The 19,514-nt window shown below is 62.9% G+C and carries 19 protein-coding genes; 7 read left to right on the forward strand and 12 right to left on the reverse strand.

Going from position 1 to position 19,514, the window contains the following annotated elements; all coding sequences use genetic code 11:
• The first annotated feature begins 75 nt into the window (after nucleotides 1–75).
• A complete protein-coding gene (locus G7067_RS13925) occupies nucleotides 76–561 on the forward strand; it encodes a PucR family transcriptional regulator ligand-binding domain-containing protein (RefSeq protein ID WP_244301168.1) in 486 nt (161 codons plus the stop codon).
• 760 nt (nucleotides 562–1,321) lie between these two features.
• Nucleotides 1,322–1,810, forward strand: coding sequence for a helix-turn-helix domain-containing protein (locus tag G7067_RS13930; protein WP_244301169.1), 489 nt, complete (start codon nucleotides 1,322–1,324; stop codon nucleotides 1,808–1,810).
• A 405-nt stretch (nucleotides 1,811–2,215) separates the two neighbouring features.
• Here the strand turns inward: G7067_RS13930 and G7067_RS01110 are convergent, their stop codons facing one another.
• Nucleotides 2,216–2,470, reverse strand: a complete 255-nt coding sequence (locus G7067_RS01110; protein ID WP_166321373.1) for a putative antibiotic biosynthesis monooxygenase — start codon at nucleotides 2,468–2,470, stop codon at nucleotides 2,216–2,218.
• A 68-nt stretch (nucleotides 2,471–2,538) separates the two neighbouring features.
• Between G7067_RS01110 and G7067_RS01115 the strand changes: the two genes are divergently transcribed.
• On the forward strand, nucleotides 2,539–3,210 hold the full coding sequence (locus G7067_RS01115; protein ID WP_166321374.1) for a TetR/AcrR family transcriptional regulator: 672 nt from the start codon (nucleotides 2,539–2,541) through the stop codon (nucleotides 3,208–3,210).
• Here G7067_RS01115 and G7067_RS01120 read toward each other — a convergent pair.
• Genes G7067_RS01120 through G7067_RS01150 form a run of 7 tightly spaced genes read right to left on the reverse strand, consistent with a single transcriptional unit; the run spans nucleotide 3,171 to nucleotide 9,615 of the window.
• The gene (locus G7067_RS01120; protein ID WP_166321375.1) at nucleotides 3,171–3,827 is read right to left on the reverse strand and encodes a Maf family protein; all 657 of its coding nucleotides are present in this window, start codon (nucleotides 3,825–3,827) and stop codon (nucleotides 3,171–3,173) included. The two genes, G7067_RS01115 and G7067_RS01120, sit on opposite strands and share 40 nt — an antisense overlap.
• Before the next feature lie 59 nt (nucleotides 3,828–3,886).
• Nucleotides 3,887–4,645: an SDR family NAD(P)-dependent oxidoreductase gene (locus G7067_RS01125; protein WP_205881171.1), complete on the reverse strand. Its 759-nt coding sequence runs from the start codon at nucleotides 4,643–4,645 to the stop codon at nucleotides 3,887–3,889.
• Between the two features lie 21 nt (nucleotides 4,646–4,666).
• Nucleotides 4,667–5,569, reverse strand: coding sequence for an alkaline phosphatase family protein (locus tag G7067_RS01130; protein ID WP_166321376.1), 903 nt, complete (start codon nucleotides 5,567–5,569; stop codon nucleotides 4,667–4,669).
• Nucleotides 5,566–6,699 carry an ABC transporter ATP-binding protein gene (locus G7067_RS01135; RefSeq protein ID WP_166321377.1) on the reverse strand — a complete coding sequence of 378 codons (1,134 nt, stop codon included), beginning with the start codon at nucleotides 6,697–6,699 and terminating at the stop codon, nucleotides 5,566–5,568. The genes G7067_RS01130 and G7067_RS01135 overlap by 4 nt, the downstream gene beginning before the upstream one ends.
• Before the next feature lie 10 nt (nucleotides 6,700–6,709).
• On the reverse strand, nucleotides 6,710–7,492 hold the full coding sequence (locus G7067_RS01140) for an ABC transporter permease (protein ID WP_166321378.1): 783 nt from the start codon (nucleotides 7,490–7,492) through the stop codon (nucleotides 6,710–6,712).
• On the reverse strand, nucleotides 7,489–8,454 hold the full coding sequence (locus G7067_RS01145; RefSeq protein ID WP_166321379.1) for an ABC transporter permease: 966 nt from the start codon (nucleotides 8,452–8,454) through the stop codon (nucleotides 7,489–7,491). Before G7067_RS01145 ends, G7067_RS01140 begins: the two co-directional genes overlap by 4 nt.
• A gap of 9 nt (nucleotides 8,455–8,463) precedes the next feature.
• Nucleotides 8,464–9,615, reverse strand: coding sequence for an ABC transporter substrate-binding protein (locus G7067_RS01150; RefSeq protein WP_166321380.1), 1,152 nt, complete (start codon nucleotides 9,613–9,615; stop codon nucleotides 8,464–8,466).
• A 385-nt stretch (nucleotides 9,616–10,000) separates the two neighbouring features.
• Between G7067_RS01150 and G7067_RS01155 the strand changes: the two genes are divergently transcribed.
• Nucleotides 10,001–11,767 (forward strand): acetyl/propionyl/methylcrotonyl-CoA carboxylase subunit alpha, encoded by a 1,767-nt coding sequence (locus G7067_RS01155; protein WP_166321381.1) that lies wholly within the window; start codon nucleotides 10,001–10,003, stop codon nucleotides 11,765–11,767.
• A gap of 152 nt (nucleotides 11,768–11,919) precedes the next feature.
• Here G7067_RS01155 and G7067_RS01160 read toward each other — a convergent pair whose 3' ends face one another.
• Nucleotides 11,920–13,203, reverse strand: coding sequence for a GNAT family N-acetyltransferase (locus tag G7067_RS01160; protein WP_166321382.1), 1,284 nt, complete (start codon nucleotides 13,201–13,203; stop codon nucleotides 11,920–11,922).
• A 190-nt stretch (nucleotides 13,204–13,393) separates the two neighbouring features.
• On the opposite strand from G7067_RS01160, the gene G7067_RS14775 reads away from it, so the two are divergent.
• Together G7067_RS14775 and G7067_RS01165 are read left to right on the forward strand one after the other, a co-directional pair.
• Nucleotides 13,394–13,852 carry an MFS transporter gene (locus G7067_RS14775; protein ID WP_341872846.1) on the forward strand — a complete coding sequence of 153 codons (459 nt, stop codon included), beginning with the start codon at nucleotides 13,394–13,396 and terminating at the stop codon, nucleotides 13,850–13,852.
• Nucleotides 13,792–14,799, forward strand: coding sequence for an MFS transporter (locus G7067_RS01165; protein ID WP_341872847.1), 1,008 nt, complete (start codon nucleotides 13,792–13,794; stop codon nucleotides 14,797–14,799). The genes G7067_RS14775 and G7067_RS01165 overlap by 61 nt, the downstream gene beginning before the upstream one ends.
• Here the strand turns inward: G7067_RS01165 and G7067_RS01170 are convergent.
• Entirely contained in the window at nucleotides 14,796–15,593 is a 798-nt protein-coding gene (locus tag G7067_RS01170; RefSeq protein WP_166321383.1) for a GNAT family N-acetyltransferase, read from the reverse strand. The two genes, G7067_RS01165 and G7067_RS01170, sit on opposite strands and share 4 nt — an antisense overlap.
• Nucleotides 15,594–15,702: 109 nt before the next feature.
• Here G7067_RS01170 and G7067_RS01175 point away from each other — a divergent pair, with 109 nt between their 5' ends.
• Nucleotides 15,703–16,698 carry an LLM class flavin-dependent oxidoreductase gene (locus G7067_RS01175; RefSeq protein ID WP_166321384.1) on the forward strand — a complete coding sequence of 332 codons (996 nt, stop codon included), beginning with the start codon at nucleotides 15,703–15,705 and terminating at the stop codon, nucleotides 16,696–16,698.
• A gap of 27 nt (nucleotides 16,699–16,725) precedes the next feature.
• On the opposite strand, the gene G7067_RS13735 is transcribed toward G7067_RS01175, so the two are convergent.
• Both G7067_RS13735 and G7067_RS01185 read right to left on the reverse strand, forming a co-directional pair.
• The gene (locus G7067_RS13735; protein WP_205881172.1) at nucleotides 16,726–18,216 is read right to left on the reverse strand and encodes a helix-turn-helix transcriptional regulator; all 1,491 of its coding nucleotides are present in this window, start codon (nucleotides 18,214–18,216) and stop codon (nucleotides 16,726–16,728) included.
• Between the two features lie 77 nt (nucleotides 18,217–18,293).
• Nucleotides 18,294–19,103, reverse strand: a complete 810-nt coding sequence (locus tag G7067_RS01185) for a hypothetical protein (RefSeq protein WP_166321385.1) — start codon at nucleotides 19,101–19,103, stop codon at nucleotides 18,294–18,296.
• Nucleotides 19,104–19,514 lie beyond the last annotated feature (411 nt).

Below are 19,514 nucleotides of genomic sequence, written 5' to 3' on the forward strand. Positions count from 1 at the left end.
TTTGTATGAGAACGTCACGTCAACACGTGGTTTCGACTCGCTAGCGCTCGCTCAACCGGCGTTGGGAAGGCACCCATGCACAACACCATGCTCACCGTCGCGGCAGTCCTCACACTTCCCGAGGTGGCGGCTGGCGATCCCGAACTGATCGCCGGGGCCGCCCACACCGCACGGCCTGTGCGCTGGGCGCACGTGGTCGCCGGGGCCGACGCGGCGGCGTTCCTCGACGGCGATGAGCTGCTACTCACCACCGGGGCCGGGTGGCCAAGTGACGACGATCGTCTCGCCGAGCTCGTCGATACACTCACGAGCGCGGGCCCCGCAGCCGTGATCTTGGAACTCGGCGCGCACTTCGCGGCAGCTCCAGAGCGGCTCATCACGGGCTGTGAGGCGCGTCAGATCCCCTCGTCACCCTCCGTAAGCCGGTACGGTTTGTGCAGATCACGCAGCAGATCCACCAGCACATTCTCGCCGCTCAGACCGAGGCATTGCAGGCCCGCACCGAGGTCCACGCGATGCTCACCGAGTTGGGGCTCAACCGCAGCCCCGTCGACTATGTGATTGAGCGGCTCGCGGCGACGCTTGGTGCACCGGTCGTGCTTGAAGACTCGGCTGGGCGGGTGGTCGCTTGGGCCCAGGGAACGCAGGGAACGCAGCGGGCAGCGGGCGCGCAGCCGAGCGATGCCGTCGAGGTGCTGCAGCACTGGGTAGCGAAACAGAGTCTCACGGAGGGCACTCACGAGGCTCCAGTACTTCCGCCCGGCTCAGCGAGAGTCCCGGTTGAGGCGCGGGGCACGAAGTGGGGGTATTTGACAGCGCTACCGGGCGAACCGCACCCTGCCGGACGCCAGACCGTGCTTGAGCTGGGGGCATTCGCGCTCGCCCTCGGTCGGCTCGCCGACAGCGACACCGACCAGTGGCTGGAACTCAGCTCGAAGCAACTGTTCGCCAGGCTGCTCGGCGGGCGTTTTCGCAGCGACACGGAGCTTGCGGTGCAGCTCGCGGCCGCAGGGCTGCCGGTCGAGGGGCGGAGCCTCGTGGGGGCAACGCTTCGCGGGTCCGGTGATTTTGGCGCACACGCGAGCCTGGAACGGGCGGTTCTCGAGACGGCGCTGCGGCGGGCCGTTGCGCCCGAGGGTTCCGCGATCCTGACCCCCGACACCGAGGAATCCGGTGGCACGGCAGCAGAAGCCGGCTCCCGGCAAGAGGGCACGCTCCTCGCGCTGCTTTCCTTCCCCCGGGCGACCCGCGCGCCGGGCACGATCCGACCGAGAAAGAGCGCGGCCCCGCACTTGCCCAGCGCCTCGCCCACGAACTCAGCATGCTGCTGCCCGACACGACCCCGGCGGCCTGGCGGGCGCGGCTCAGCCTGGGGGTGCCCGGGAAGCGGGTGGGCGAGCTGATTACGTCGCTTGAGCGGGTGCGGGCTGCGGGATCACTGCCGACGACCGCCACCATTGGCCGCGTGGCAGTGCAGCAGGCTGAACGGCAACCGCTCGCGTATCTGATGCGGGGTCTGGCGGCGACTCCGGCCGTGCAGGAGTTTGCGGCTGACGCGCTCGGGCCACTCCTTGCCCACGACGCGGGGGCCGGACCGGGGCACAGCGGCGACCTGCTGCGAGTGCTCGGTGCGTACCTCGCGCACCCGACGAACCGCTCCCTCGCGGCGCAGCAAGCCAGGCTGTCACGATCGGTGTTCTATCAGCGCATCGCGCTCATCGAGGATCTACTCGAGGTCGACCTGGCTGACGGCAACACGATCGCAACCCTCACTGTCGCGCTTCTGGCGCGGGATCCTGGCCGGTCCTGATCCCGCCGCAGGAATCGCTCAACGCGCCGCGCGCCGACCCCGCGCGCTATCGCCGGATCGTCAAAGGACCGCCCATTGACCGTGGGACCTGTTACTCACGCGGCGAAGCGGGTAACTATGGGGTCCAGCGGTGAATGGGCAGTCAATTCACGCCGCGCTTCAGATACCTCTCCAGCAATTTGGAGCGGGTAGCTTCCGACCAAGAGGCCATGTCCCTTGCTACGGGTCGGAAGCGGATGCCGCCTACCTCTCCGTCGCTGGGAGGACCGAACCGGGCGTCATCGAGACGCAGAACGGAGAGTCACGGGTAAACCTCGATTGCGATGCGGAGGGCCGCGCCGACACGCTACTCATTGCGATCAACACGTCCCACACCAACGAGCCCGGCCCATATGCCCGACCCGCTCAGCTCAATTCCGTCCGCTTTGGCCTCAGCCGCAACAGCACTTTCAAGACGAGCGGCACTCCGGCGTAGACCGCGACTGGCACAACGACCGCGGTCAGCATGAACGCTCGCAGAACGAGAGGAACCGTCTCCGGCAGACCGATCATCAGCCACTGCCCCAACGCGACGAGAGGGAAAATGACGATCCACGTCGCAAGTGCACGCAGCCATCTCGGGGGCAGGCCAGGCTTCATCAGTGCTCCAATCGTTACCAACTGTACAGTTGGTAACTGTATGCCACCATACCCGCTTTTAGCAACTAAATAGTTGGTAGAATTTGCTCGTGGCAAGAAACCCCGATCTGACGCGCCAGCGCCTCCTGGACACCGCGGCACAGGAGTTTTCCGCGCACGGGCTTGCGGGGTCACGGGTTGATCGTATCGCGGCAGCCGCCGGGGTCAACAAGGAGCGCATCTACCAGTACTTCGGCAATAAAACCGGGCTCTTTACCGCGGTCCTGGAGGCGCGTCTCGCTGAAGTTACCGGCGCGAATACGCCGATCGGAGTCGGCGAGCCCGCCATTCTCAACTACGCCTTCGCGCTCGCGCAGTCACACGCGCAGGATCAGACACTCGCTCGCCTGCTGCACTGGGAGGCACTCGAACTCCCCCAGCCCGTCGCCTTGGAAGCCCGCCGGCGCCAGTGCCTCACCAAAGTTGATGCGCTGATGGCGGCGGCCCCCTCGCTGGACCGAGAGGCCGCAACAAGTCTCCTCTACGAGATCCTCATTGTGGTCAATTCGACCGCCGTACTGACAAACCTGGCGGCATCGATCCTTCCGGGCGGAGGGGCACTGATTCCAGCCACGCAATGCTCACTGCGGTGGTGCGACGGCATCTGGCCGGGTAGACAATCAGCGCTACACGAACAGCGCTTCGTCGCGACGGAGCGTATCAACAGAGATGCGCACACACCTCACTCGGGTGCCGGGCCCCACAGCGCCGGGTACTCGTGACCAAGCTCGCGCACGAGACGGCGCAGCTCCGGCAGCGATAGGCCGATCACGCAGCTCGGGGATCCCTCGATCCGTTCGATGAATGCGCCCGCCAGGCCGTCGATCGCGAAACCACCTGCGAGCTCGAGTGGTTCGCCGGTTGCGACGTAAGATTCGAGCTCGGCATCGGTGAGATCCGCCGACAGCGTCACTTTCGCTGTATCAACTCCTCCGACAGCGCCACGTACCGCGCCGCCGGTGTGGTCAATGAGCCAGTGCCCGGAGTGCAGCACTCCTGTTTGCCCGCGGTGCTGCTGGGCGCGGCTCAGAGCAACCTCGGGCAGGTGGGGCTTGCCCAGGATCTCGCCGTCGAGCAGAAACATCGAATCGCCGCCAAGCACGAGCCCATCGATTTCACCCGTGCCCGCGACGCCATGCCTGCGCACCACATCTTCGGCTTTGAGTCGCCCCAGATACTCGGTCAGCTCCGGCGCTGAAAGCGCGCGTCCCAGCTCGGCCTCACGCGCCGCGACAGCCGCATCCTCATCAACCTCGGGTGCAAAACAGATCGGCTCGATCCCCGCACCGCGCAACACGGAAAGCCTGGCGGGTGAGGTCGAGGCAAGATACAGACGCATGCGCCGATTCTATGCGAACAGCAGACTGATCCTCGAAGCCACATTCACTCACTGCAGCGTTAGTTTGCTCCCGTGATCCTGATATCCGCTCCGCTCGTGTAGCTCGACTCAGGCCCAAGGAGGTATAGCACCGCACCGGCGATTTCTTCCGGGTGGGCGGCGCGACCCATCGGGATCCTGCTCGCACGCTCCTCGGGAGCATTGGGGCGGCCGGCATCCGCGTGGATCTCGGTGTGCGTCGTTCCCGGCGACACCGTGTTCACCCGCACCCCGGCGGCCGCGAACTCGCGCGCGGTGCCGAGGCTCAGCATGTTGATCGCCGCTTTGCTCATGGAGTAGGGAACGTAGGTATGTGGTGCTCCGCTGGTCGCAGCACCCGAGGAGACATTCACGATCGAGCCGCCGGATCCGCCAAGCTCCGTCGACATGTGCCTGATCGCGGCTCTCGTCAGCACAATGGGCGCGAGCACATTGAGTCGAAACACGAGCTCGGTCTCCTCGATGGGCGCATCAAGAAAACTGCCGATGCGCCCCGTGATTCCCGCGTTATTCACCAGCCCAGTGATGCGACCGAAACGATCGACGGCATCCGGTACAACTCTCTCCGCCGCACCGAGATCCCCCAAGTCCATCTGCAAAAGCTCGACCCGAGATCCCTCGTCCCGGCACTCAGAGGCCACCCGCTGTGCCTCATCTTCGCGATTGCGGTACACCAGATACAAATCGTGCCCTGCCAGAGCTAGCCTCCGGGCAGTTGCGGCGCCGATCCCGCGCGTGCCTCCGGTGACGATGGTGACTGGTCGCAGTTCTATGGTCATGGGACCATTCTGGCAGCTTGCTCACCCAAGCCCACCTTCGGCGAGTTGCTCGCGCAGCCGAAGGAGATACTCGGTGAACTGGTGCGGCTCGAGTGCAGACGGGAAATCCGCGGGAAGTTGCCCTCCGCGCACATTCGCGAGCAGAAAGGTCTGTCGCTCGTTATCGCTGCCTCCGCCGTGCCCTCCCTCATCAACGTGGCCGTGATCGGTGGTGACTGCAACAATCCAAATCTCATTGTGTGCAGCAACACGGGCATCGATGGCGTTCAGCAGGAGCGAAACCCGCGCATCAGTGAGTTCCACGGCCTCTGCGTACTCGCGCGTCTGAACCCCAAAATAGTGGCCAGCATCGTCCGTATGACAGAAGTAAACAAAACTCACGTCAGGCCCGCCATACTCGATTGCGACGCGAGCCCGCTGAGCAATCTCGGGGTCAATGACACGGTACCCGTAGAGTTCTCCGTTGAGGCTGACGATATGGTGCTGTCCAAGAGCGAGCTGCTCGGGTCGGTGCGCAATGATCGGTCCGAGGCCAGCGGGGTCGGCAATATTGGGCCACCCGGCAGCGACGTACGTCGTGGTTCTCGGATCCCGTTGCCACGCCTTCGTCAGGAAGTCCGGGCATTGCGCGAGACGATTGCCGCGCATGGCGTTGTCGCGGATCCCGTGCTCGGCATGGGTGGATCCGGTCAGGATCGAGGCCCAGCCTGGCCCGGAAATTGTCGGTACCTCGACCTGGGATTCGAGAAAACCGCCTGTCTCCACGAGAGCATTAAGGGTGGGTGCAAGACCTGTTCCGAAGGCCCGGTCGATCCGCAGCCCATCGATGCCGATCAGGATCAGCTTCACAACCGGTGTTGCTGCGCCGTCGAGGCCATCAGAATCCCCGCTCAACCGGGACCGAGTATTGGGAAGCTGGCTCATACCAACACCTCCGTCTCAGAAGAGATGCCAGCTATCGTCCCCGCCAATGACGCAGCAGGTGCCTCATTTTTCGCCGCCGCGAAGCCGGAGTGAGGACGTGTGGTTCGCTCGAGCCCGACACCAACGTACTCGCCGATGCGGAACTCTCCCGCGCGACCGGTGGGAATGTCCACCCGCAACGGCACGACCTGCTGAACCGTATCGAGGTATAGGCTCGTAAAGCCTCCGCGCAGTGTCACATCGACAATCTTTCCGCTCGCACCACCCGGGACGACCCGCAGATCCTCGGGCCGAATGAGGATCTTGCCCGCAGCGTCGATGGTCACCTCGCTTCGCGCAACCACGTTGCCAAACACGCGCACGCTCGTATCGGTGATGGTCTCAGGTGTGACGCGGTTCATCGTCCCGATGAAGTCCGCGACGAAGGAGGACTCCGGGCGCCGGTAGATCTCCTGCGGGGTGCCCAGTTGCACGATCCTCCCCGCGTGCATCACAGCGACGCGGTCAGACATCGCGAGCGCCTCTTCCTGATCGTGCGTCACCATGATGGTCGTGGTGCCGCGTTCTCGATGGATCCGCACGATCTCGTCGCGCAGCCTGTCTCTCACAATCGCGTCGAGCGCCGAGAGAGGTTCGTCCAGCAGCAGGACCGCCGGCGCGACCACGAGGGCTCGGGCGAGCGCGATCCGCTGCTGTTGACCACCCGAGAGCTGATGCGGATACTTCTGCGAGTGTTCGACAAGCCCCACAAGATCAAGGAGTTCCGCGACTCGTTCCTTTCGTTCCTGCCGAGGGATCCGCCGCACCTTGAGCCCAAACTCGACGTTCTGTTCCGCCGTCAAGTGCGGAAAGAGGGAGTACTGCTGGAAGACAATTCCGGCACCGCGTCGCCTGGCAGGAGTGTCAGTAACGTCAACGTCGTTGATGCTGACGCGACCGCTCGTGGGCTGTTCGAAGCCACCGATGATCTTCAGCGCCGTCGACTTGCCGCATCCTGAGGGGCCCAGCAGCGTGATCAGTTCGCCGGGACGCACATGAAGCTCAACCCCGCAAAGCACTTGTTTCTCACCAAAATTCTTGGACACTGCAGAAAGCGAGAGCCCACTCGGGGCATCATTCGAGCAAACCATGAGATTCCTTTCAAAGAACTAACGGGACAGTTCGTGAGCCGGCGGTTCTGTTGCGCGATGCAACGACCATCCCAGCCATAATCAGCCACGACCCAACAATGGTGATAAAGCTGAGCGCTGCGGCAAGTCGGACCTGCGATTGCCCGAGCTGGATCAGCAGCGTCGGAAAGGTGTTGTGCAGCAGAAGCGAGGCCATCACGAGTTCACCCGAGGCCATCATCACGACCAGGAGCGATCCGGATATCATCGAGGCTCGCAAGTTCGGCAAGACGACGGTGAAGAACGTTCGCATGGGACTTGCCCCTAAGCTCGCGCCTGCCACGAAGAGCGTCGGCAGTTCGAGGGAGCGCAGACCGCTATCGACTGTTCGGTAGAGAAACGGCAGGGTCATCAGCACATAAAACGGCACGAGGCTATAGAGACTGACGAAGAACCCCGGAAACAGCGGCCGCAGCACGAGATTGACACCGCCGACCAGCGCAATCGCCGGGATCACGTATGGCAGCAGCGACGCGGTCTCGGCCAACGGCAGCGATCGGGGCGAACGCAGGTGCATCCAGACGAGTGACGGCACGACCAGAAGATACCCCACCACCACCGTGAGGAGCGTGAGGAACACAGTGTTCATAATTGGCTCGATTGCGCGTTTGGTGAGCAGCAACTCCAGCACCGGTTCGAGGGTGAAGCCGGTCGTCGCGGAACTGAACCCGAAGACCCCGACCGCGATCAGCGGGAGGACTGCGCAGATCAGAAACCCCAGGAGCACGGAAACAGGCAGGACGCGTCGGATCATGCGGTCCACCTCGTTGCCCGCTTGAGCAGAACCCCACGCAGGCCCATGGCGAGAAGCATGACCAAAACCATCACGCTGATGAGCGCCGACGCAAGCCCCTGATTCAGCAGCACATTGCCTGATAAGAAGTACCCAATTGAGATGGGCAAGAGGTTTGCTGCTCCACCAGCCATCGCATACGCGGCCGCGTATCCACTAAACGCATTCGCGAACAGCAGCAAGAAACCTCCCGCCAGCGAGGGCGCCAGGATCGGCATGACGATCGAGAACAGCACGCGAACGCCCCCGGCACCGAGGCTCTGCCCGCTTTCCACCCATTCCTTACGGACCCCCTGAATCGCAGGGATCGCGAGAATCGCCATGAGAGGCATTTGAAAGTAGAGGTACGCGACTGCGATTCCCCAGAACGAGCCCACCGGCAGTACCTCGTTGAGCGAGAAACCAAACAGTTGTTGCAGCCACACCGTCAAGAGGCCCTGCGCACCGATGAGTGAGATGAAGGCGTACGCCAGTGGCGGCCCACCCATCTGGGAAGCGACGGCCGCGAGCGAGGTGACGGTTCTGTGGAGCCAGGCCGGGCGTTCCATTTGGGTGAGCGCCCAGCCCAGTATCAGGCCAAGGATGCCCCCAACACCGGCGGTGAAAAGCGACAGGTTCACGGAGTTTTGGACTGCGGCGAGGTACTGGGGTTTGCCAAGCTGGGCCACATTCTCGAACGTGAGCTGCCCGTCCGCTCCCACGAACGCTTTCACGAGCGTGACGACGAGCGGAACAGCGAGGAACAGTGCAATGAAGGCGAAGTAGGGCAGCGATCCGAGGAGGTTCCGCAGATCACGGCGTCGGCTCTGCCGAACTGCAGCCGGCGCGATCTTGCCTGTCCCGTTCGCCTGGCTCGGCTGGCTCGGCGGCGCCGTGTACACGGGGAGCACCGCTGTCGGCGTGTTCAATTCCGCGATAGCCATTCGGTGCCCTTAGAAACCCATCTTGCTTGCGACGCGGTCGCCCCACTCTTCGGTGATGAGTGTCGTCGCCGCCTCGTTATCGGCGGCGCTCGGGAAAACGATCTGTTCGACGATTTCCGCGTCCGGCAACTTGTCAAGCACGTTCGCCGGGATCGCGTCGCGCTCAACAAGCGACTGATAACGAGCCGGGATCGCGCCCGATTTTGCGTAGGACACTGCTCCCTCGTCGCTGAGCAGCCACTCAATCCACAGCGCGCCTGCGTTCGGCTGCGGGCTGTCGATCGTCAGAGGCTGCGCGTAGTAGGTTCCGTAGACACCATCAGATGGCGTCGTTACTTGGAGGTCGACCCCGGACGCCTTCATCTCTTCGACGATCCCGGGGAAGTTGAAGTTCCAATCGAGCACCACCGCTGCTTCACCAGTCGCAAGCATTTGCGCGCCAGTGTCACCCGAGACCAAGTAGCCATCTGCGGCGAGATCCTCGAAGAACTCGATCCCCTTTTCGATATCGCCGATGCTGCCGCCGTTTGCGAGCCCCGCTGCGAACACTGCCGCAAGCTGCGATGCACCCTTTCGCGGGTCACCCATGGCGATTTGCCCCTTGTACTGGGGATCCTTGAGGTCAGCCCAGGTCTTCGGAACATCAACCTTGTTCGCGTCAACGCCGATGCTCATCACGCCGTAGTAGGCCGCGACCCATTTGCCATCCGGGTCTTTCAGCGCTTTCGGCACCTCGTCGACGGTCGAGGGCACGTAGGTGGCGAGAAGGTTTTCGTCGATGGCCTGCTTCGTGAACGTCGCACCGATGTCGAGCACGTCGGGCTGTGTCGCCTGTCCCTGCAGCGTCCGCACGGCTTCGAGCTCCTCGGCGCTCGACCCTTCAGGGTTCGAGACCTCGACCTCAATACCGTACTTGTTCGTAAACCCCTCAAACGATTCCCCGTAGTTTGCCCAGCTCTCGGGGTAAGCGATGAGGTGCACTTTGCCCTCTTCTTTGGCAAGCTTCGTGATTTCTTCGAGGGAATTGCCAAGTTCACTCGCACTGCCCCCGCCTGCTCCCGCGGTGTCGGAGCACGCGGAGGTGCCGAGAAGTGCCACTGCAAGAACCACGGCACCTGCGGCACGTAGTGTCACACCAACTGTTCGCTTTGTTCCAGTCATTCGACGCAAGAGTATCTCCCTGAAAGTTGCTATTTGGTCCTACGTTTCAAGAGTCTCCACGGCCCGGCTTGCCCAAAGGTGTCCCGAAAGTGGATCAGCAGTGAACACACCATGCCAACTCAGCGAAGCCCACAGCGACACTGAGTGAAAGAATGCACAACCCATTGACTTTTGCAGGGTTCCCGCTCAGGGGCGGAATTCGGGTGTCACGGATGTGTACCAAAACGCTGGCTATTACACATCTGTGACACCTGAGCTATAGCGGCAGTGAGATAAGTCAGCCCAGCGCGACCCAGAACCACGGGCGACATCCACACATGATTCTCTTGAATCTTTGTGCAATATATCCAAGGCTTGCCCCCCTCCCTCGAATAGGCTGGAACTCATGTCGCGTATTCGTAAAGTGCTCGTCGCCAACCGCGGTGAGATCGCCGTCCGCATTATCCGTGCCGCCGCAGACAGCGGCATTGCCTCCGTCGCCGTGTACGCGGATCAGGATCGGGATGCCATGCACGCCCAGCTCGCTGACGAGGCCTATGCCCTCGGCGGTAGCACCAGCGCCGAAACCTACCTGGTGATCGACAAGATCCTGGCCGTGGCAAGGCGTTCCGGCGCTGATGCCGTGCACCCGGGCTACGGCTTTCTCGCCGAGAACGCGGACTTCGCTCGCGCCGTTGTTGCGGCAGGACTCACCTGGATCGGGCCGAGCGCCGAGGCGATCGAACGACTCGGAGACAAAGTGTCGGCGCGCCACGTCGCCGAGAAGGTCAATGCACCACTCGCACCGGGCACCAGCGATCCCGTTAAGGACGCATCCGAGGTCATCGCCTTTGCTGACGAGCACGGTCTGCCCGTCGCGATCAAGGCCGCGTTTGGCGGCGGCGGCCGCGGCCTCAAGGTCGCCTACGAGCGTGACGAGATCGCAGAACTCTTCGATTCGGCCACCCGTGAGGCGATCACCGCGTTCGGACGTGGCGAGTGCTTCGTCGAGAAATACCTAGAGAAGCCGCGCCACGTTGAGACCCAGTGCCTCGCTGACCAGCATGGAAACGTTGTCGTCATCTCAACTCGCGACTGTTCACTGCAGCGCCGCCACCAGAAGCTCGTGGAGGAGGCGCCCGCGCCGTTCCTCACCGATGAGCAGAACGCCGAACTGTACCGCGCTTCGAAGGCAATTCTCCGCGAGGTCGGTTACGTGGGTGCTGGTACCTGCGAGTTCCTCGTTGCGCTCGATGGCACCGTTTCATTCCTCGAGGTGAACACCCGCCTGCAGGTCGAGCACCCAGTGTCCGAAGAGATCACCGGCATCGATCTGGTGCGCGAACAGTTCCGCATCGCCGAGGGCGGGGCTATCGACTACGCGGATCCGGTCGCCCACGGGCACTCATTCGAGTTCAGGCTCAACGGTGAGGATCCCGGCAACGGCTTTCTGCCTGCCCCCGGCCCCGTCACCCTGTTCAAGGCGGCGTCAGGCCCCGGCGTGCGCGTCGATACGGGCGTCACCTCGGGCGACGTCGTTTCCGGTTCTTTCGATTCGCTGCTCGGCAAGCTCATTGTCACCGGTGCCACCCGCGAGCAAGCGCTCGAGCGCGCCCGCCGCGCCCTCGACGAGTTTGAAGTGATCGGGCTTCCCACCGTGCTCCCGTTCCACCGCAAGATCGTGCGCGATCCCGCGTTCACCGCCACCGACGGCCGCTTTGGCGTCTACACGCTCTGGATCGAGAACGAGTTCGAGAACAACATCGAGCCGTGGGTGGGTGAGGTTGAACAGCTCAGCGCCGATCCGAAGCGCCAGAATGTGGTGGTCGAGGTTGCCGGCCGTCGCGTCGAGGTCACCATGCCCGCAACGCTGCTGCCCCTCGTCGACCAGGAGGTCACCCGCGGCCCCGCCCCGAAGCGGGCCAAGGGATCCGGGACCGCCTCCGCAACGGGCGACTCAGTCTCTGCCCCCATGCAGGCAACCGTAGTGAAGGTCGCGGTTGAAGACGGCCAGGCCGTCGCAGAGGGCGACCTCGTCGTGGTGCTTGAGGCAATGAAGATGGAACAGTCGATCTACGCCCACCGCGACGGTGTGGTGAATGGCATCGACGCACCGGTCGGGCAGACGGTGCCCAACGGTCACCTGTTGCTGTCGATCGTTGACGCGGAGTAGCGTGCCCCGAGTTCCCGCAGCCGGGCTCCAATAAGACGAGCGTCCCCCAACCCGACGAGCGTCCCCCATTTCGACGGTTTCCACAACGTGGGTTTGGGGAACACTCGTCGGTTTGGGGGACATTCGTCATTTCGCGCCGTCCGAGCGAGCCGCTATAGAATCCAGTTCGCCCCGGCCGCAACCGGCCACGACCACGCGGTCGCAGCGCGCGCAAGGGCGGCGGGTCTGTGCACTTCGACCAAGCCCGCCTGCGCAAGGGCCGCGAGCGAGACCGTTCCCAGGTGCGCAGCGCCAAGCTCCCGCACATCGAGGGTGAAGTCAGGATCCACATCGCTCGGCGTTACCTCCGCGGCCCCTTCCGTATTGACGCGTACTCGCCACAGCCCGGCATTCTCTGGGATCAGCTCGTCACGCACACCGACCACCACGTCAAGTGGCGCCGCGTATCGTCGCTCGGCGAGGGCGCGCGGCACATCAATGAGTCGTAGCCAGTGCAGATCATGAGTGACGGGCTTCGCGGCGCGTGCGTCAACAAGCAACGACAGAATCGGGTCATCGATGGGGAGGAGCGAGGCATCCACTCGTGAGGTGAGATCCAAATCCAACAGAATCGACCACAGCAGGTGCGTAGCCGCCGGATCAAGCGCAACGATGTCGCGCAGGATCACAACACCCTCGGCGTTATCGCGATCCCACACGGGCTTTCGGCGGAAGCGTGCATAGCCGCGGGCCGCGCCGCTCGCATCGCGCACGATGAGCACGCGAAGCGCTTCGAGCCCGTGACGCCTGACGGGAGCGTCTTCGTCGCAAGACTCTCGAAGCTCTGGCGTCTCCCAGGTCACCCAGCCGGGCCGACCGATCCCCTCGGGCAGCCGTGCGACGTCCCGGTGCAGCCGCGCGATCTCGTCACCGTGCAGCGCCGGGTCCCAGATATGCATCTCCGGTGTCAGCGCTTCGCTCCCCGCAACAACTCGGAGCGCCGCCCCGCGTGGCACGGTGAGCGACATCTGCGGAGTTGCCGCACCGTAGCCGAAGCGGCCATAGATTCCCGCCTCAGCCGCGGCAAGGCCGGAGACCGCCTCACCGCGTTCCCGGCAATCATTGAAGTGGTGCATCATCATCGACCGCAGTAGGCCCCGGCGGCGATGCGCTGGGTGCACTGCAACCCAGGTGAGCCAGCCACAGGCGACCTCCGCGCCCGGCACGGGGAAGGCGCGGAGGGTGTGCGCCCCGTACATGCCAGAGAGTTCCGACGAGGCGCTTGAGTCACGAGCTTCAACACCCCAGAACCGCCCCCACGGGATCGCGTGTTGCAGTCGCAAGAGATCGTCAAACGGGATCTCCATGGGGAACGCCCACGCGTCGAGCCGCAGCGCGTCCTCCAGTCGGTTCTCGGGATCGAGCAGGGTCAGGCTGTAGTTCTCTGAGAAGCTCACCGTTTCAGTATCGCCGACCAAACGACCCTTGCGCCAGCGGAAGGATGGCGGAACGCCCGATACGGTCTTCGTCTCCGCACAAGACAATCTGCGGATTTGATGGGAATCCGGCGTAACGTTTGATCAAAATTAACAACAAGTGTAGCGTTGATTCTCGTTCTTTTATTCAATTATTAGACAAGGATGTCAAATGGCGTACACCGCCCGAGAGTCCACTCTCACACCGCCCCCCGCAACCACCAGCACTTCCGCGAAGGAACGTCGCAAGGTTGTCGCGGCGTCGATCATCGGCACCACGATCGAGTGGTACGACTTCTTCATCTACGCCTTCGCCGCGAACCTCGTGCTGGCAAAGCTGTTCTTCGTGCCAGCTGGTGAGGAAATGATGCAGATCCTGTCGCTCATCACGATTGGCCTGTCGTTCCTGTTCCGCCCACTCGGCGCGTTCCTTGCAGGACACTTCGGCGACAAGCTTGGCCGCCGACCCATGCTCGTCATCACGTTGCTCCTCATGGGCATCGCGACCGTCGGTATTGGATTACTTCCCACTTACGAGACGATCGGGATCACCGCCCCGTCCTGCTCATCTTGCTTCGCATTCTGCAGGGCGTCTCCGCGGGTGGCGAGTGGGGCGGCGCCGTGCTCATGACCGTCGAGCACGCTCCCAAGGGCAAGCGCGGCTTCTTCGGCATCTTCCCCCAGCTGGGGGTGCCGCTCGGCATGCTACTCGCCTCGGGAGTCCTCGCGCTCATGCGCGTGCTCGCGCCCGGCGAGGCGTTCGAAGAGTGGGGGTGGCGTGTCCCCTTCCTCATCTCCGTTGTGCTCATCATTGTCGGCTTCGTTATCCGTCGCACGGTAGACGAGTCTCCCGTGTTCAGTGAGATCAAGGAAAGCAAGCAGCTGGGATCCGCCCCCATCGTGCAGGTGTTTCGGCGCCACACACCACTCGTGGTCCTCTGCGCACTGCTCTTCGCTGGCAACAACGGCGTCGGCTACATGCTGACAGGAGGGTACGTACAGGGTCTCGCATCACGACCCAAGACGGAGGGAGGACTCGGTTACGATCCCGTGCAAGTTCAGCTCGCCGTCCTCACCGCGGCGCTCGTCTGGGGCATTTTTACCTTCCTCTCCGGGCCGCTCTCGGATCGCTTCGGCCGCAAGAAGCTGATGACCTTTGCGTGGCTGATCCAGGCCGTGGGTGTGGTGCCGCTCTTCCAGTTCGTCGAGCACGGCGGGGCCTTCCACGTGCTCCTCGGCACCAGCCTGCTCGCGATCGGCCTCGGCCTGACCTACGGCCCGGCAGCCGTATGGTTTGCGGAGAGCTTCCCAGCGTCACTGCGCTATTCGGGTATCTCGATCAGCTACGCGCTCGGTGGGGTGATCGGCGGGGCATTCGCACCGACTATCGCGCAGGTCCTGCTACAGACCTACAGTACGACCTGGGCAATCACCGTCTACCTGATGTTCATTACCCTCATTGGGCTTTTTGCGGCGACACTGCTGCGCGATCGCACCGACGTGCCCCTCAGCATCGAGTTCGAGAAAAGCGGGCAGTGGGCGAACTGGAAGTCCGAAAAGGATTTCGTCGGGAGCTAGTGTCCTGTGTCGCAAGTTACTTTGCAGATCCCGGTGCTCCGCTGGATGCGGCGCGAGGCGGAGGAGTGAGGCGATGCCGTTGCATCGTCGAATGACGACAACGACGCGATGCGCCGCCGGAGTGCCGGGAGATGTGAAGCGAATTTGCGACACAGGACACTAAGCCTCGGCGGGGGTGCGGGCATCACGCCAGTAGGTCTGCACCTTCGCCCCCTCGGCATTTCTATATGCCCCCGAGGTAGATACCCCTGTTTCTCGTAGCGGGCATCGTTGGCCGGGTTTGAAGATTCGAGATACGTGTCGATGCCGAAGGCGTCGTAGCGCTCGATCGACAATCGCAGCAGCGCCATTCCTTCACCCTTGCCCCGTGCTTCCGGCGCAACGGCAAGGAGGGAGAGGTACGCGTGCGGCTTGGTAGGTCTTGCTTCTTCGAAACGGTCGCCTACATCGAACAGCATCTGCGCGGCATCCGCCGGCAGTAATCGTCGCACCAATTCCGCGTAGTCCTCGTGCGATTCGGGGGCGACTTCGTCTTCGCCCTCCGGAAACCAGATCGCGACAGCCCTGATCGCACCGTCGTCTCCGACAGCGACCAGGGAATCGTCACACCTGAGACCCTGCGCCGCCATGAACGACCAGTACTCGGTCGCCTGCGAGAGGCGCTGCTTGGGATCCGGAAACGTCGGCCCCCACACCGGATCGTCGAAGAACGCCGCGGCGAGCAGCCCGGCAATCTCCGGAAGGTCGGTTTCGACGGGCTGGCGCACTCCGCGGGGCAATACGAAACTGGTCATTCTGTGATCATACCCCGGCTGTTCGAGGCAAACAGGTGAGTATGCTCGCGCAAAACGCGTACCTTCCGGCCAGGGGAATATCTCAGGATCGGGCAGGGTTGCACCGACTATGGCCGCAACCCCGCTCTCGATCCTGGATCTCGCAACCGTCGAAGCGGGTGGGAGCATCGCCGACGCCTTCCGCCACTCGGTCGAGATCGCACAGCTTGCGGAGCGGAGCGGCTACTCGCGCGTCTGGTACGCGGAACACCACAACATGCCCTCGATCGCCTCAAGCGCGACAGCGGTGCTGATCGCGCACATCGCAACCAAGACCTCGACCATCGGCTTGGGGGCAGGCGGCGTGATGCTGCCCAACCACTCCCCGCTCGTCATTGCCGAGCAGTTCGGGATGCTCGCCGAACTACATCCTGGCAGGATCGGGCTCGGGCTCGGCCGTGCTCCCGGCACCGATGGAGCAACGTTCCGGGCGCTGCGGCGCACGCACCAGGCGGCGGAAGCATTTCCGAACGACGTCATCGAACTGCAACGATATCTCTCTGACGAGCTCCCTCGCACCGCCGTCAACGCGTATCCGGGGCGCGGCACACGGGTTCCCCTGACGATCCTCGGCTCGAGCCTCTTCGGCGCGAGCCTCGCCGCGCAGCTCGGGCTCCCCTACTCTTTTGCCTCGCACTTCGCACCCCAAGCACTCAGCGCGGCCGTTGATTATTACCGCAGCAACTACGTGCCGAGCCAGGCACACCCAACTCCCTATGTGAGTGCCGGGATCAACGTGGTCGCGGCCGCCACCGATGCGGAGGCTGAAGCGCTGTTTAGGCGCACCGAACTCGACCGGATTCGCCGTTTCCTGTCACGCGGGCGGGAGCAGGATCTGACCGTTGAGGAGGCCTCCCAGCTGTTTGATACTCCCGCGGCCACGGAGATTCGGGGCATGCTGAAGCACACGGCGATCGGCGGGCCGGAGCGGGTGCGCTCGGAACTCGAAGCCTTCGCGAAGTTCGCAAATGTAGACGAACTCGTGACCGTGCACGCGGCTCCCACGCGAGCGGAGCAGCTTGAATCTGTGCGGATCGCGGCGCCCAGCGACGTGCCCCGCGCCTAGCTCTCAGCGCGCCGCAACGGAAGTCTGTTAACTCCAGAGGCCAGTAGCGAGCAGATAGGTACGAATGTCGCTGCGCTGTTGCGCACCAAGCTTCTTCATCAGTCGGTTGACGTGAGACTCAACTGTTCTGGTGCTGACAACGAGGGCTTCGGCGATCCGCGGGTTCGAAAGCCCCGAGGCGATAAGCTCCGCAACTTCGAGCTCCCGTGCCGTCAGTTCGACCTGGTTTGTCGGAGCGGCCTGAGTTTTGCCCGAGGCGATCGCCTGTAGCTCCCGCAGCGCAGGACTATCAGTGACGTCGGCTCCTAGCGCGTCCAGGGCTCGCTGGGCAAGCTGCGGGGCGTTAATGCCGTCGCGCTTAAACTGGATCCGGGCCACACTGCGAGCCACACTTTCGACATCACGAGAGACCAGATGATCCACAAACTCTGTCCAGTGCATAAAGACGGGACTGTCGATCTGCTTCAGACGGGAGTGGACATCCGTCCACATCTCGGGGTCCGGATCAAGTTGCAGACCATCGAGGTAGAGGTACGCAGCGGCAACCTTAGCTCCGCGCTCCCAGAGTGCGTTGCCCGCGTCAACCAGTGTGCGCACCGCTTTCTTGCGGTCTCCGTCGAGAACGAGTCGTCGTCCGGTCACGACAGCGCGCTGCATGGCAGGTAGATTTATTTCTGGGTACCCGAGTTCATCAAGCGCACCCAGGTGCTGCTTCATGAGAGTCCGTTGGCCGCGCTGGACCGCGAAGTAAGCGCTGAGGATCGAGGTTCCCACAAACGAAACGGGTGTCTCCGCGGAGGGCACGCCGAGGGAAGCTGCATCGACCAGCGCGTGCTCGGCATCCTCGAATCGGTGCGTGTAGAACGCCGACAGCGCCTTGAAGAAAGCGAACACACGAAGGCGTGGGGCGTCAAAGCTGCTTCTAGCGGCGGAAAAGTGCTGATCGATCAGTCGATCGGCTTCGAGCCAGTCCCCCATCGTAAGTTTGGTGAATATTGCGGCCCCGACAAGCCTGGGCTCAGCTGAAAGCCCCAGATCGCAATTGGCCAAGAGTCCGTCCGCCGCAGCAACCCGACCGCTCACGAGCAGCCACTGGATCCGAGCAATCAGTACTTCTACTGGAACATCAGAAACCGCTGTGACAGCCGGGAACGGCTCCTCTTTGGGGATCTCGCCGAATGCCGTCTGTATAAGAACGGCCTGCGCCGTGAGTCGCGGAGCCTCTGAGGGAATTCGCGCCGCGGCCTGCTCAATCGCACGAAGGCCATCATCGAGCTTGCCCTTCTGATAGATGAGGTGGAGCCCCCAGGCGATACTCCACTCCGCGCGTTCTTCGTCAGTACCGTCTAGTTCGGCGCCGTGCAGGATCAGCGACTGGAGTTCCTCTTCCGAGCGCGAGGCGTCTGCCTCGAGGGCTGTGAGAAACTTCGCTGCGGTCGCCGGATTTGGGGATTGACGCCAGCGCTCGCGAGCGCTGAGGGTGCGCAGGCGCGTACGTTCATGGGATAGGCGGACCATGATCACGTGATCCTCGGGCGCCGAATCCGAGATCTCTCCCCAAGATGCAGGCTCTTTCAGCGACCCGCCAATGCGTCTCAATACCTTGGCCCGCTGACCGGGGTGGACTCATGCCGGAAATACTCCGCGAGAAGCGGCGGCTGCAAAGCGAGGTGTCGTCGTTCAGACTGATCGAAGAGCGTGATGTATGACTTCTCTTCCAGCGCAAAGATCTGCCGCTCGGGCACCAAGCGAGAAGCCGTGTCAAGCTCCGCCGTGCCCAGGAGGGCGAGTGCCCGAAGCGCTCTGATATCTTTCCCGCTGAGCGGCTGCAGAATGATCCTTGCGAGGGCGCTGAGCGAGGTGCTCCAAAGCTCTCCCGTCGCCCGCAGGGTGCCGTGTTCGAGCAGAATATTTCCACCACGCTTACCCGCATCAACGATACTCAAAGCCGTGCCGATATTGCCCGCAGACTTCGCATAGACGCGGCTCAACGTTGAGGCCTCAATCTTCGCCTCAAGATGGTGCTCAAGCGTTGTTTCGAGCTCTGCGTAACTCATCGCCGGGAGCGCGAGCGAGTAGACAAAGGTGAATCCGTTTGCGGGACGGAACCCGCGAAAAGGTTCAGCGCAGTGCACCGAGCGTGTGAAGAGCACCGGAACACCAAGCTTCGAACTCACCGCACTCAACGCACCCCAAGAGGCCTCATCCACCCAATCGGCGTCGTCAATGAGCATGACCGTGCGACCGGGCTTGACCTGTTCTGACAGTCCACGCACCGCGGCCGCAACGGGCGCATGGCGGCTTTCCACAAGATCAGTAAGTCCTGTCATAGCGATCGCAGCGAAGGGCGAACGCTGATAAGCCTCGACGCCAGAAATCTCGATAACCTGCCACCCAAGCGTCATGAAATGCGCGCGGATACGCTGGAGCAAATGGGTTCGACCTGAACCATACGTTCCATGAATCTCGAGGCTGTGACCGCTCTGCAGCATATCAATCGCTGTCAAAAACACTTCACCACGTAGCATCGCGGACGATTCCCCCGTTCCCCTTTTGCCTTGCATGTACATTTTGCCTAAAGTTCGACGCTCCCCACATCGACGTAGGCCACGACATCAATATTACCTCTATGTGGCTTCATCGAAACGCCCAAGAGGCCTCCAAGCTCGCAAGAGACTGGCCAAACTTTCCCCTGTATTGTTTCCACCGCGCAACTTGCGTGCACGGCACGGAACCATACAACTCAAGTTTCTCTCCAATGTGAGAGATTCTCGACCCCTCTTCCAAAAACCAGTATGAACCGGGCTCCTCTTCAG

Source organism: Leucobacter insecticola (assembly GCF_011382965.1).
GTDB classification, from domain to species: Bacteria; Actinomycetota; Actinomycetes; order Actinomycetales; family Microbacteriaceae; genus Leucobacter; species Leucobacter insecticola.

Bases quoted from the DNA above. Each gene is read 5' to 3' on its own strand.
- G7067_RS01170 (WP_166321383.1), bottom strand. From the start codon at position 15,593: ATGACCAGTTTCGTATTGCCCCGCGGAGTGCGCCAGCCCGTCGAAACC.
- G7067_RS01130 (WP_166321376.1), bottom strand. From the start codon at position 5,569: ATGAGCCAGCTTCCCAATACTCGGTCCCGGTTGAGCGGGGATTCTGAT.
- G7067_RS01175 (WP_166321384.1), top strand. From the start codon at position 15,703: ATGGCCGCAACCCCGCTCTCGATCCTGGATCTCGCAACCGTCGAAGCG.
- G7067_RS13735 (WP_205881172.1), bottom strand. From the start codon at position 18,216: ATGGTCCGCCTATCCCATGAACGTACGCGCCTGCGCACCCTCAGCGCT.
- G7067_RS01145 (WP_166321379.1), bottom strand. From the start codon at position 8,454: ATGGCTATCGCGGAATTGAACACGCCGACAGCGGTGCTCCCCGTGTAC.
- G7067_RS01185 (WP_166321385.1), bottom strand. From the start codon at position 19,103: ATGACGCTTGGGTGGCAGGTTATCGAGATTTCTGGCGTCGAGGCTTAT.
- G7067_RS13925 (WP_244301168.1), top strand. From the start codon at position 76: ATGCACAACACCATGCTCACCGTCGCGGCAGTCCTCACACTTCCCGAG.
- G7067_RS01155 (WP_166321381.1), top strand. From the start codon at position 10,001: ATGTCGCGTATTCGTAAAGTGCTCGTCGCCAACCGCGGTGAGATCGCC.
- G7067_RS01125 (WP_205881171.1), bottom strand. From the start codon at position 4,645: ATGACCATAGAACTGCGACCAGTCACCATCGTCACCGGAGGCACGCGC.
- G7067_RS14775 (WP_341872846.1), top strand. From the start codon at position 13,394: ATGGCGTACACCGCCCGAGAGTCCACTCTCACACCGCCCCCCGCAACC.
- G7067_RS01135 (WP_166321377.1), bottom strand. From the start codon at position 6,699: ATGGTTTGCTCGAATGATGCCCCGAGTGGGCTCTCGCTTTCTGCAGTG.
- G7067_RS13930 (WP_244301169.1), top strand. From the start codon at position 1,322: ATGCTGCTGCCCGACACGACCCCGGCGGCCTGGCGGGCGCGGCTCAGC.
- G7067_RS01150 (WP_166321380.1), bottom strand. From the start codon at position 9,615: ATGACTGGAACAAAGCGAACAGTTGGTGTGACACTACGTGCCGCAGGT.
- G7067_RS01120 (WP_166321375.1), bottom strand. From the start codon at position 3,827: ATGCGTCTGTATCTTGCCTCGACCTCACCCGCCAGGCTTTCCGTGTTG.
- G7067_RS01140 (WP_166321378.1), bottom strand. From the start codon at position 7,492: ATGATCCGACGCGTCCTGCCTGTTTCCGTGCTCCTGGGGTTTCTGATC.